10 protein-coding genes are annotated in these 13,515 nt (G+C 40.2%); 7 read left to right on the forward strand and 3 right to left on the reverse strand.

Annotated elements, in window-relative coordinates; genetic code table 11:
* Positions 1-673: 673 nt before the first annotated feature.
* The 3 genes from WKK05_RS00595 to WKK05_RS00605 all read left to right on the forward strand — a co-directional run bounded on the left by WKK05_RS00595 (position 674) and on the right by WKK05_RS00605 (position 3,686).
* Positions 674-1,765, forward strand: a complete 1,092-nt coding sequence (locus WKK05_RS00595) for a HAMP domain-containing sensor histidine kinase (protein WP_341527890.1) — start codon at positions 674-676, stop codon at positions 1,763-1,765.
* Between the two features lie 115 nt (positions 1,766-1,880).
* The gene (locus WKK05_RS00600; protein WP_341527891.1) at positions 1,881-2,591 is read left to right on the forward strand and encodes a response regulator transcription factor; all 711 of its coding nucleotides are present in this window, start codon (positions 1,881-1,883) and stop codon (positions 2,589-2,591) included.
* A 171-nt stretch (positions 2,592-2,762) separates the two neighbouring features.
* Entirely contained in the window at positions 2,763-3,686 is a 924-nt protein-coding gene (locus WKK05_RS00605) for a DUF4349 domain-containing protein (RefSeq protein ID WP_341527892.1), read from the forward strand.
* A gap of 341 nt (positions 3,687-4,027) precedes the next feature.
* On the opposite strand, the gene WKK05_RS00610 is transcribed toward WKK05_RS00605, so the two are convergent.
* Both WKK05_RS00610 and priA read right to left on the reverse strand, forming a co-directional pair.
* Positions 4,028-5,341 (reverse strand): NAD(P)/FAD-dependent oxidoreductase, encoded by a 1,314-nt coding sequence (locus WKK05_RS00610; protein WP_341527893.1) that lies wholly within the window; start codon positions 5,339-5,341, stop codon positions 4,028-4,030.
* Between the two features lie 57 nt (positions 5,342-5,398).
* Positions 5,399-8,029, reverse strand: a complete 2,631-nt coding sequence (gene priA, locus WKK05_RS00615; RefSeq protein WP_341527894.1) for a primosomal protein N' — start codon at positions 8,027-8,029, stop codon at positions 5,399-5,401.
* Between the two features lie 832 nt (positions 8,030-8,861).
* Between priA and WKK05_RS00620 the strand changes: the two genes are divergently transcribed.
* The 4 genes from WKK05_RS00620 (at position 8,862) to WKK05_RS00635 (ending at position 12,692) form a co-directional block, all read left to right on the forward strand.
* Positions 8,862-10,013: an RpoD/SigA family RNA polymerase sigma factor gene (locus tag WKK05_RS00620; RefSeq protein ID WP_341527895.1), complete on the forward strand. Its 1,152-nt coding sequence runs from the start codon at positions 8,862-8,864 to the stop codon at positions 10,011-10,013.
* A gap of 311 nt (positions 10,014-10,324) precedes the next feature.
* Complete coding sequence (locus WKK05_RS00625) at positions 10,325-10,831, forward strand: GNAT family N-acetyltransferase (RefSeq protein ID WP_341527896.1); 507 nt, start codon at positions 10,325-10,327, stop codon at positions 10,829-10,831.
* A gap of 242 nt (positions 10,832-11,073) precedes the next feature.
* Positions 11,074-11,409, forward strand: coding sequence for a c-type cytochrome (locus tag WKK05_RS00630; protein WP_341530983.1), 336 nt, complete (start codon positions 11,074-11,076; stop codon positions 11,407-11,409).
* Positions 11,410-11,768: 359 nt separating this feature from the next.
* Entirely contained in the window at positions 11,769-12,692 is a 924-nt protein-coding gene (locus tag WKK05_RS00635) for a tetratricopeptide repeat protein (RefSeq protein WP_341527897.1), read from the forward strand.
* Positions 12,693-12,746: 54 nt separating this feature from the next.
* On the opposite strand, the gene WKK05_RS00640 is transcribed toward WKK05_RS00635, so the two are convergent.
* Positions 12,747-13,373: a Uma2 family endonuclease gene (locus WKK05_RS00640; RefSeq protein WP_341527898.1), complete on the reverse strand. Its 627-nt coding sequence runs from the start codon at positions 13,371-13,373 to the stop codon at positions 12,747-12,749.
* Between the last annotated feature and the right edge of the window lie 142 nt (positions 13,374-13,515).

Here is a 13,515-nt window from a genome sequence, read left to right on the forward strand (position 1 = left end):
TTTTTAAACTATGCTACTCACAAACATATAAATATCTAAAGCTGATTTTATGATGAATTATATAAATAATAAGTATAAAATTACACTTGTATGAGTAACTAAATTAAATATAACTGCGCTAACAAACTATCCTACATATTTAACCTTTCTCTTAAGAAAAACTGATTCTAAAAAAGAGCTGTAAAATTTAGATATATAATTCATTTAGCTAATAAATAGTTAATCTAATTAATAATATTTATTAGAATCCAACTAAGGGTTACTATACTCCTAATTTACAAAATTCACTTAAGTTTATTTAAGTTTTTATCCAACAGGTTAAAAATTACTTAAAACCTAATGTAATAACTAAATATTCTTTTTGGAAAAAATTAAATTCTCCTTTTAGTTTAAAAAGGCAGTTATTGAATTAGACATAAAATATCGTTTTTACAAGAACATTATATAGCAATTGCCAGGCATATGAAATACACCCCACCCGCGCTGTCGTGCACCCTCCCCTTACCAAGGGGAGGATTGGGAGGGATTATTTTGTAACTCACTGGAGTTGGAAACGCTATATTTGTAACTCACTGGAGTTGGAAACGCTATATATAAAATAAAGAGGTTACCAAAATTAAATCATACATATATAAATATAAGTGAAAGCAATTGTAACTTTTTAGAAATAAAAATGTTAACTAGATTATTGGCTATTGAAGAGGCTTTAGATAAGCGTAAGGAAACATATTGGTTGATAGTGATCGCTTTTGCTGTAGTAATAGCTTTAGAATACTCAACACCACCTGAGTATGTATTTGGCTACCTTTACACAGGCACAATTTTATTAGCATCCCGATTAAATAGTAAAGCAGTATTAGCAATTACTCTTGCAGCTACAGCATTTACAGTCTTAAATATACTTGTTCCGGGAGAAAAAAATATTAATTCCGCAACAGTGGCAAATAGGTTAATTGCAGTGTTGGCACTAATAGTAACAGGGTGGTTAAGCGACCGCAACCGCCGCAATGAAGAAGCGATCGCTTATACGCAGGCACAACTACGCTCTCAAGAACAACTAGCGACGATGCGTGAAGATTTTGTTTCTACCCTAACTCATGACTTGAAAACACCGCTTTTAGGAGCAATTGAAACGCTGAAATATTTTCAAAATGGGCAATTTGGAGAAATCACATCAATGCAAGCAAAAGTCTTGCAAACAATGACACGTAGCCATCGTAGTACATTGCAATTAGTGCAAACCCTTTTAGATGTTTACCGTAATGATGCCGAAGGATTAAAACTACAGATATCACCGATTAATTTGGTAACTGTGGCAGAAGAAGTAATTGCCACTCTAACTGAACTAGCGAAAACACGTCAGATTTATATTTCTCTTCACTATGGCGAATCAGATTTTCGCAGCTTTTTCTGGGTAAATGGCGATCCTTTGCAGCTAGAGCGAGTCTTCACTAATCTCTTGAGCAACGGTATCAAGCACTCACCCCGTGGCGGTAAAGTGGAAGTAGTATTTGAAGGTTATTCTAGCGATCAAGTTGTAAAAATACTCGATACTGGTTCCGGTATTACCGAAGAAGAGTTACCCCACTTATTTGAGCGATTTTATCAAGGACATAGCGATCGCCATGTTTCAGGCTCTGGACTTGGGCTTTATTTAACTAGGCAAATTATTACTGCTCATGGGGGTACAATTTGGGCAGAGAATCGCTCACCACGAGGCGCACTGTTTGGTTTTAGGCTACCAGCTTGTCCACCTCCGGGGTGATGGGGGCAGAGGGGCAGGGGAGCAGGGAGCAGGGGGCAGGGGGCAGGGAAGACAAAGAAAATAACTAATGACAAATGACCAATGACAAATGACCAATGACTAATGACAAGAACCAATGACTAAACAAGGTGCTGTACTGAGAATCTTACTTGTTGAAGATGATGAATTGTTTCGTCTTGGTTTGCGGATGCGGTTGCAACAAGAAACAAGCTTGGAGATTGTGGCAGAGGCAGAAGATGGGGAACAAGCTGTAGAGTTAGCCAATCGCTATCCTCTAGATTTGGTTTTGCTGGATATAGGTTTACCAGGGATTGGTGGGATTGAGGCTTGTCGTCAAATTAAGCAGCAACATCCAACTTTACCGATTCTAGTTTTAACGTCTCGTTCTGAAAAACCCGTGGTTTCACGCTTAATTGCTGCTGGGGCCCAAGGTTATTGCCTCAAAGGGATTCCAGCTGAATCCCTAATTTTGGCAGTGCGTTCAGTAGCAGCAGGCGCTTCTTGGTGGGATCAAACTGCAACAACGGAAATTAGGGCGGCTTTTGAGGGCAATTCCCCGACAGTGTTACCTGCAAAAACTAACGAACCTACAGAAAATCCCTTAACGAAGCGGGAGCAAGAAATTTTGGCACTGGTGGCGGCTGGCAAAAGCAATCAAGAAATTGCTGAGATTCTCTACATTGCGCCTGGCACAGTGCGGGTTCACGTCCATGCCATTTTACAAAAGTTAGAGGTACGCGATCGCACTCAAGCCGCAGTTTTAGCTATCCAAAAAGGATTGGTAGCACCGGAATTATTGATTAATTCAAGGGCATTAGGCATTTAATTACGAATTACGTTAGCGTTGGCGCAGCCTCTCGTAGAGAAGCGGGACGAAGTCCATTACAAATTACGAATTATCAGATATCACTCTTGTTACATAAATTGCAACAATGCCAACTTTAAGTTTTTCTCTCAGCGATACTGGGGTTAACTTCATCTAGCTGAGGATAGATTTATGTACGCCGCGACTCCATCATCACGTAAATTAACTTTATTATTAAGTGCGTTATTGGGCGGGGTAATTTTTACTAGTTGTGCTTCTGTTCCTCAACCGTCAAATCAGGCTTTACCTTTAAGACAAGCTGATCAAGCTGCGAATGAAACAGCATCAACTGTTGGCAATGTCTCACAAAAGGCTGAAGCTGCACCAGTACCTCGTGCGCGTCCCCAATTAATCAAAAAAGCAGCTATATCTCTGATTGTGAACTCTGTAGATCAGAGTATCAATGCTGTCTCTCAAATTATCAATAAACAGCAAGGGGACTTAATTGGATTAAAAGAACAACAGCCTACAAAGGAAAACGCACGTCATACTGCATCTATACAAATTCGAGTACCCCAGAATTTGCTAGAACCTACATTGAATGAGCTCGATAAATTAGGTACTTTAAAGGGACGTAATATCACTGCGGAAGATGTAGGCGATCGCTTGGTAGATTTTCAAGCCAGATTAACTAACCTACAGAAAACTGAAGCGAATTTACAAAAAATTATGGATCGAGCGGGTTCTGTTAGAGATGTACTAAGTGTTGCCCAAGAACTTAGTAATGTCCGGGAATCCATAGAGCAAATTAATGCTCAATTGAAAAACTTACAAAATCAAGTTGCTTATTCTACTATCACATTGAATTTAGAAGCAGCAGTATCTAGTACTAGTCCACAGCGTGGTTTAGGGGAGCAAATTCAAGAAACCTGGAATAATTCCACTTACTCCTTTGGTACATTTACTGTTGGCTTACTCAAATTAGGTATTTGGTTAATCGTTTACACCCCATATTGGTTGATTTTAGCTGCTGGTGTTTATGGCTTTATCCGTTGGCGACAAACTCATTCACCACGTTTAACACAAACATCAGAATCAGTTAATTCTGGGGAATAGAGAATGAGGAATGGGGCATTGGGAATGGAAAAGATAGATTTAATTGCGTGATGATATACGCAATCCATTACGGCTTTCGTTTCTCTTATACCAATTCAATTAATGATTGCAATACATCCCTGGTTTAAGACGCGATGAATCGCGTCTCTACAATATGGTCTATTTTTTACATTCTTTTTTCAAATTGATATTACTCTGAGTTCTCTGCGCCTCTGAGGTAGCCTGCGGCTTGCCCTCCGGGTTCAACAGTTCCCTACAGCGTGAAATCCTCCTACAGGACTGTTTCACCGCTACGCGTTTACGTTCAAAAATCCGGTATTCTTTTGTTAGAAAGTAAGTAATTAGGAATTAGTATTATTCGACTTTTTTACTTTAGATATCCACCCTTTATATAAACTCAAAATTTCACTATAAGGGACTGTGCTTTCAGATATTAAATCAAATAACGATGGTGAAAAGCGTTGAGGAAATAAGTTATGCAGCGTTTTGGCAAATAGATTTCTCAAGAGAAACTCAATTAATAATCCCTTAGATGCCGGAAAAGCATAATCGCCCAGTTCAACTAAGGCGTGAGCATCTGGTAAGCGGCGAACTGTAAATTGTTCTAAAACTACAGCTAAATTATCAGAATATTCATCCAAAAGCTTGTTAAACAAAACTACATCTTCAAGTGCTGCATTGCAACCTTGACCAATAGAGGATGATACAGCATGGGCAGCATCTCCAATTAATAACACGCTGTCATTTTGATGATAGCGGTTACAGCGAATTGTAGGAATTTGAGCGATCGCTCGATTCAGAAAAGCTTCGGCTTCTGATTCTGGCATCAATTGACCAACTTCCGGGAAATTCTCGCCAAAGAAGTTGAGTACTTCTTCTGTGCTGGAAAGCCCTACGACTTGGTTATTCTCGTGGGGGAAGTAAATCACACCACTAATAGTCCCGTCGCGTTGATGCAATAGCAAAAACACCTTGCCATCATCTAGTGTCCAAGTGTGGACTTTATCAGGTTTCAGACTTATTTCTGATTTAGTATCAGGACGGGGTAGAAAAATCGATTTGTAGTCAGAGGGGATATATTTCTGCTCACACTCAAATTGTTCTGTAGAAAGAAAATACTTTCTAACTACAGAACGCGCTCCATCAGCACCAATTAATAAGTCATAATCAATAGAAAAATCTGCCGTTGATTCTGTGGGTATTGCTTCCCCAACTTTTTGAAATTTCGCCTTTCTCGCTACAAAATCTACTTCTGTGCATTGGCAATTAAAGTGAATGTTAAGTCTTTGATTATTGGATTTTTCTGTTAGTTTTTCTAACAGCACAATTACTAATTTAGTGCGGTCAAGAGTAAACAGAGGTTGTTTTCTAGATGTTAGCCGCGTCTTACCATTTTTTTGGTGAAAAATCGCTCCTGTAATCTCTAAACTAATATCTTTAATTGCTTCCTCAAGTCCAGAAATCTGTCGTAAAGCACTCATTCCCCTTTCGCTGAGGGAAATGGGAAAGGTTCGGGATTTCGAGAATGAAACAGTCCGGGGATCGCTGCGGCGCTCATAAATATCAATTTGGTATTTGTCGCCACGATGTAAAAGATAGTGAGCAAGCAGAACGCCGCTAGGGCCTGCACCAACGATCGCAACTTTTTTAACCATGACTGGATAATTCGTAATTCGTAATTAATGAACTTTTTACTTGCTTTTAACTTATGGTTACATAATGTTTAACGGGTCTACGTCAATCGTCAGGCTAACAGACTGGGGACAAAGCGATCGCACTTCTTCCCAATCTGGCAATTGTGGCAATGTATCGGAAGCAAATTTAATTAATATCTGCCAGCGATAACGATTAGCTACCCGTAAAATGCTAGCTGGTGCTGGCCCTAATATCTCAAATCCTTCGTCTGCGCTCAAAGTTGTAGCAATTATTTGGGCTACATTCTGCACTTGAATGGGATCAAGACTACTCAAGCGCAACAATATTAATCGTCCGTAGGGAGGATAATTTAATGCTTGCCTTTGTTCTAGTTCCGTATTAGAGAAAGATTGATAATTGTGAGTTTGCACCGCTTCAATTACTGGATGTTCTGTGGTGTAAGTTTGCACAATCACCCGGCCGGGATCATCACCTCTGCCTGCGCGTCCAGCTACCTGAGTCAGGGTTTGAAATGCTCGTTCACTGGCACGATAATCTGATAAATGCAGCAATCCATCAGCGGCCACAACACCCACAAGCGTTACCTGCGGCAAATCCAAACCTTTGGTAAGCATTTGCGTACCTACTAATAAATCTGCTTCGCCGTTGGCAAACTGAGTGAGTAGAGTCCGGTGTGCGCCTTTGTTACGAGTGGTATCGCTATCAAAACGAATCAAGCGTAGCTGCGGAAACTCTCGTGCTAGTTCTTGGGTGACACGTTGAGTACCACTCCCGAAGAATTTCAAATAAGGAGAACAACAGTCAGGGCAGAATTTCGGGTGCGATCGCGTATAGTTACAGTAATGACAACGCAATAGTTGCGGCGCTCCCTCTTCGGTATGGTGATATGCCAGCGACACATCACACTGCGGGCATTCCAGCACATATCCACAACTGCGGCAAGATACAAAACTGCTATGTCCCCGCCGATGGATAAATAAGATTCCCTGTTGTCGTCTTTCTTGTAGCTGTTGCAAAGCCTCTTGCAACGACCTACTAAATATAGAACGATTTCCTTGCTGCAACTCTTGCCGCATATCGACTATTTCCACTGGCGGTAACGGCCGGGAGTGGATGCGTTGTGGTAATGACAGGTAATAGGAGAGGGGGGGAGGGGGAGAAGATTGGTATTCCTGACTTCTTACTGCTCCCTGTTCTCCTGCCTCCTTAACGCTTACCCAACTTTCCAACGAAGGTGTAGCAGAACCCAAGACTAAGGGACAGTCTTCTAGTTCTGCTCGCCACTGGGCGACGGTGCGGGCGTGGTAGGTGGGAGTGGGGGAATCTTGCTTAAAGCTGCTGTCGTGTTCTTCATCTAAGATAATCAAACCCAACTTGGGCAAAGGAGCGAAAACGGCGCTACGCGTACCGATGACAACTTGGGGTTCTCCTGTAAGCATTTGTCGCCAAGTGTCGTAACGTTCACCGTCTGAGAGGGCGCTGTGATAGACGCTAATTTTGTTGTCGCCAAATCGGGCGCGGAAACGGTCTGTTAGCTGGGGCGTGAGTCCAATTTCTGGTACTAAAACGAGGGCAGATTTACCTTGAGCGAGTAAAGGTGCGATCGCTTGCAAATATACTTCTGTTTTTCCTGATCCTGTGACTCCATGCAACAATACTTGAGTAAATCTATCTAATTTCTGTATTTTTGCTAAAGCAGTCGCTTGGTCATTTGTTAACGATTTAGCACCATCGCCTGCTACTGCTGGCCCTTGTTCTGTTCGTAATACTTCTCGTTCTTCAATGACAATATAACCCTTTTGTGCCATCGTCTTTAGGGTAGAGGAGCTGGCGCTACAAATTTGCAATAATTCACTTTGCCATAACTCCCCCCCGTGTCGTCTTAGTACTTCTAAAATCTCTCTTTGACGAGTAGTTAAGTCACTGTTAGTTGCATCTATCAATGTGACTGCTTTTTGCAGCTTTGGCCGAGTTAATCTCGGTGGTTCTAAGTAGCTTTCTACTAAACCAAACCGCAATAACTCTCGAACTCCCCGATAAGCAGATTTAATTTTTTGTTGTATATAAACGTAACTGTAGTCGCCTGCTGGCTGCGCTTGTAAAAGCTCCAAAATTTGCCGCGCAGTTGGAGAGAGGAAGGAGTGGGGGAGTAGGGGAGTGGGGGAGTGGGGGAGTGAGGTAGCAAGAGTATTTTTCAATTTTGAATTGTTTATTTCATCCTCTCCCTTTCCCCCCCTTTCCCTTTTCCCCCCTCCTCTTCTCACAAGGCGGATACGACGCTGCGATCGCCCCAGCAAACCAGGTGGCAAAGCAACCCGGATCACCTGAATTAAGGGTGTATAGTAATATGCGGCTACGCGATTGAGTAATTCCCAATAAGTACTTGGAAAAAACCCAACGCTGACGATATCTTCTACTTCTCGGATTTTTTCCGGTGGTAAATCGACATTTGGTTGTGCTAGCAAACGAATGGCGATCGCTCCTATTTTTTGCGTCCCAAATGGCACGCTCAAAATATCCCCAGGTTTTATTTCTAACTGGTCTGGTAATCGGTAAGTAAATAATCCTGTGATTCCTGGACAGTCTACCAGAACTTCAATCCATCGATTTAATGTTTTCTCTGACTGATACGATTCCCCTGGCTCAGCTACGAATAAAGGAGATAAATTTACGTCATTAATATACATAGTTTCTGACTTGATCGATAGATATTTTTCTTACCGAATTTACTCGAAATTAGCTGATATTTCCTCAAATATAACTTTTTGCTTTCATTAACGTAAACTGTATTTCGCAATACTTTTATCCCCCATAATACTTGATAAGTTTCTTCTTATGTAATCTACTAGACAAATTCATCTCAACCCTACGTGCAATAAATATTTGGTGTACCCCTACAAATAAAATCACCTTGGCTATTTCCGCAGTTCTCTATTTACTAAATAGGGAGTAGTCCTTTTCCGCCTATCGATAGATATTTAACCCCTGATATATATGAGATGCTCTTATACAAATAAGAAGATCCGGAATTTAAGCTACCAAATTTGTAATTTGTTGTATTTAAGCAACTCGCTCTAAAAGACATAACCCCAGTATCAAAGTTTCGATTTATCCGATGAAAAATATCGCCTAAACATTAAAAATTTTTGGAAAAGTATAGGAAAGTTTAGAATATCGGTATTTTTTACTTAAATTTTTATATTTGTTAAGGTTGAGAAAGTTTGAGGGGATTTGACATATTTGGTAATTAAGAAAAAAATGAGGGATATATATGTTGTTGGGAGCCTGAGAATAAAGTTTTATTAGGTAGATAATCAGTATTAGTTATGGGTTGTATCGAACCACAACTCACAACAGGTAGGTAAATACTGATTTTCATTCCTAAATATAAATTAGCAGAAGCTTGTATTTTGCTATATAAAGTAGGTGCATTTATCCTTCAGGGAAAACTACCAAGCTTTAAACGAGCATCTGTCACTAAATTATGTACCAAACAAAGCAACCATCCTCAAGGAAATTATGAACATTGCTGAATTGGGAAAAATGGAAATACTGGAGAATGCTGCTGATAATGAAGAAGAATTACTTGATAATTTAGATATAGTGGCAGATGAAGAACCCCCCATTGTAGAGATTATAGAGATTGCAGAGAATGTCGAATCAGAGGAACGGGATGGCGATGCGATGGCTGCCGCCCGTCCATCGGGATATAATAAAACCGAGCATGATGATGCTGTAGGTGCTTTTTTTAAAGAAATGGCGCGTTATCCGCTCTTAAAGCCTGATGAAGAGGTAGAGTTAGCGAGACGAGTCAGGTTTCTAGAAGAAGTAAGGGAAATCCAAGCTGCATTAGAGTTAGAGTTGGGACAACAAGCTAGCAAGCTACAAGTAGCTTCCCAGCTAGAAATGACCGAAAAACAATTAGAAAGTCGCTTGTATCAAGGTCGGGTAGCGAAACGTAAAATGATTCGCTCAAACTTGAGGTTAGTAGTATCCATTGCCAAGCGATATCTCAATAGAGGAGTGCCTTTTCTGGATTTAATTCAGGAAGGAGCAATGGGTTTAAACCGCGCTACAGAAAAATTTGATCCAGATAAAGGATATAAGTTTTCTACCTACGCCTATTGGTGGATTCGACAAGCGATTACCAGAGCGATCGCTAATGATGCCAGAACTATTCGCTTGCCAATTCATATTGTTGAAAAACTCAACAAACTTAAAAAAGCGCAACGCGAACTCAAGCAGAAACTCTGCCGTAATCCTTCTGAAGCTGAAATGGCAGAAGTTTTAGAAATTAATGTCCAACAGTTACGCCAACTACAACAACTACGGCGTCAAGCACTTTCTCTAAATCACCGTGTCGGTAAAGAAGAAGACACGGAATTAATGGATTTGCTAGAAGATGAGGATAACCTGTCTCCTGAAGCAAAAATGAACGAAAATATGATGCGTCAGGAGATTTGGGAAGTACTAGGTGACGTGTTGACTCCACGAGAGAAAGATGTGATTTCTCTGCGTTATGGATTGACAACCAGCGAACCCTGTACATTAGAAGAAGTTGGCAATATGTTCAATCTTTCCCGTGAGCGAGTACGACAAATTCAAAGCAAAGCTATGCGGAAATTGCGGCGTCCACACATAGCCAAACGCTTAAAAGGTTGGTTAATTTAATCACATTTATCAAGCTTGAAGTGATGAACTTAGCTTGAGATAGAAATGCCACACTTGGTTTAATTGGCTCCACTGATTAACTTAGAGAGCTTGTATATAGATATTTTTTTATCCTGACCGACAATTTCTTGATGGTACAAGCCCCAGGGTTTATCTGTAGAATCAATCCAAAATCCTAAATCGGATGGCCTCTGCGAATCTCCAAAAACAGGGTGTTTTTTACCTTTTTTTCACTCCCTTGAGTCATTTAGTCAAAAAACATTGCACCGTTGCCTATAGACTATCCACTATAGAAGATGGAATATGGACTAATGACTTCGCCTAGCAATTTGATTTTACGTTTTGCTGAACCAGCTGATTGCAGCGCACTATTTGAATTAATTCAAGGACTTGCAGAGTACGAAAAATTATCTCATGCTGTCACTGGCAATGCTCTAGAACTTAAGGAGCATTTATTTGGCACACCTAAATATGTAGAAGCAATATTAGCCGAATATGCAGGTCAAGCTGTTGGCTTCGCACTATATTTTTATAATTATTCAACATTTTTGACAAAGCCAGGAATTTATCTAGAAGATTTATTTGTCTTACCAGAATATCGACGAAAAGGTATAGGTAAAGCTCTCCTTACCAAAGTGGCCCAAATAGCTGTAGAGAAGAATTGCGGACGCTTAGAGTGGAGCGTATTGGACTGGAATGAATCAGCTCAAGAATTCTACCGTAGTATGGGAGCATCCATATTAGATGATTGGCGAATCTGTCGCGTAACAGAAAAGATTCTGCCTAAATTAGCGGCTAGAGATGTAAAGCAAGTGTGAGATTTTGTATTTTACGATTCATCTCTTCTTGATTAAAAAGTAGCCTAATCTACATAAATTTACTTTCCAATCATAGATGATCGCTCTGTACTAAGAATTTTCCATCTAAAAACCTGGAAACTTAAAACTCCAAATTCTTAGAGCGAAGTTTGACAGCTTGTCTTTTGACGAAGACTATTCCTCAATTGACAATTGTGGAGGAAATTGCACCGAATGAGCCTTGGTTGCAGAGGAAACACGAAATGAAAAAGATTATTTCAGTAATACTGTTAGGCATAGCAATCTTCACTTTTGCCTTCAGTACTCCGGCTTTCGCAGCAGATACTGCTAGTGGAGCCAAAGTATTTAGTGCAAATTGTGCTTCCTGTCATGCAGGTGGTAAAAATCTGGTTCAAGCGCCAAAGAACCTGAAGAAGGAAGCTTTGGAAAAGTATGGTTTGTATTCAGCGGAGGCAATTATCTCTCAAGTGACAAAAGGTAAAAATGCCATGCCTGCCTTTGGTGGTCGCTTAAAACCTAACCAGATTGAAGATGTAGCTGCTTATGTCCTTGAACAAGCAGACAAGGATTGGAAGTAAACTAACGTCCAATACCAATTCGTAATTCGTGAGGTAGTACGGTCTTGGGGTCTCCCCAAGTGGAGTAACTGCCGTTAGCGTAGCGTTAGCGACGCAGGAGCGTCACCCGGAGGGTAATTAAGAGGCGTCAGATTTTATCTGGGTTTCCCTTTTTAAATCTGTAGCCTTCTTTGAAAGAATTGGTATAACTTCAACAATTAATAATTTGCGGGGCTTTTTGTCCCGCTAATTTTATTGCTGCCAAAATTGTCAAATAGGATGCTGATACCAACTTTTGATTTGGAATGTTGGATTAAAAGTCTTTAGCAAAAGACTGTTCTAGGAATATCAAACAACACTAACAATTCAGGTTTGGTATTATGGCTGATTTGTGGCGATTTTTTCTCAGTTTAATTATTGCTTTTCCTTTGACTTTTTTGCCAACTTCTGCACACTCATCTCCCATGTTCATCACACCAATAACAGCGGGTGATTTCTTCAAGTTGGGTGTAGATAAAATGCAGCGTGGTGATTACCAGGAAGCAATAGAGAACTTTAACCAAACCATTCAACTGCAAAAAGATTTTGCTATGGCTTACAGCGATCGCTGTCTTGCTTATCTCCAATTACAAGATTACCACCAAGCGATCGCAGACTGTACTCAAGCAATAAATTTTGCACCAGCTCACTTTGAGGCATATTTAAATCGCGGACTAGCACACTACAGAAAAGGGAATTATTCAGCTGCCATTGCTGATTATAATCAAGCCCTTACACTTAAACCCTATGATTTCCGCACTTACTACAACCGAGGAGTAGCCCTAACTGAGCAAGGAAATTATTTAGAAGCTATTGTTGATTACAACAGGGCATTAACTCAAATTCCCCAAGCAAGCAATTTATTGCTGGCAGATATCTATAATGACCGAGGTTTAGCGCGGTTGTTATTACAAGATAACCAAACAGCTATGCTCGACTTTAATCTGGCAATTCGTTTCAATGCTCAAGATTATCGAGTTTACTTTAATCGTGGTTGTGCTTACGGACGAAACGGGGACAACTTTGGCGCTGTAAATGATTTTTCTGAAGTCATAAGACTTAACCCCAGTAATGCCCTAGCTTATTTTAATCGCGGCATTGCTCACTATAACTTAGGGTATCATCAAGGTGCGATCGCGGATCTTAAAAAGGCATCTGAGTACTTTGAATATGAAGGAAAAAAGATAGCTTACGAAAAAACTTTGGATTTACTTAAGGCTTTACGACGACAAATTTCTTTAGCAATGGAAATTGCTCTTTTATAACACCGTGAGGGTTGTAACAGCTAATACTGTTTAGCTTGATTACACCGATTGCGACTATGCAGGGTATCCACCAGCTTGAAAAATCTGTTCGGCGGTTAAATTTAACTCTGGGAAAGTAGACGAGACGATGTGAGTGCTACCTCGAAACTGGCTGACTTGATATTCTCCGTCAATTAAGGTGTAAATCGAGATAGTTGGCTGTTTGGGGTTGCCAATAAATCGCCTACCGCCTAAAGCAGCATAGTCTACAATCCAGTATTCTGGGATGCCTACAGCCTCATAATCAGCAGCTTTTTTTAAATAATCATCACGCCAATTGCTACTCACTACCTCAATTACTAAGGGTATTGATTCCGCTTGGCTTACAGTAGATTCTTTTTTCCACAGAGGTTCATTTACCAAATTAGGCAGATTTAATATCAACACATCTGGTGAGTAAGCCGATTCACTTTCAAGTGGTTTTACTAGTACTGTTTTCGGAATGCCATAGGGTAGGCTGATGCGATTATATTCTAGAATAAATTTCTGGACTAAAAATACGATAATCTGTTCATGGTCGCCTGTGGGTTGCGGCATCTCGACTATTACTCCATCATGCAATTCATAATGTTTTCCTGTGTTGTCAGGATATTTAGCAATGAATTCATCGAATGTAAATAGTTTACGTAAGCTTTGAATCATAACTTATTGCTTTCTATTCTGTTTGGGAAGCGTTTATTTTTCTCAATAATAACGTAATTCGTAATTTCTCCGTAGCCAGCCAATTTGATAATTAAGTATTCTACTTTATTCATCTTTTTTAAGATTTGGAAAGAAGCCTAAA

The sequence above is a fragment of the Nostoc sp. UHCC 0302 genome (genome assembly GCF_038096175.1).
GTDB lineage: Bacteria > Cyanobacteriota > Cyanobacteriia > Cyanobacteriales > Nostocaceae > UHCC-0302.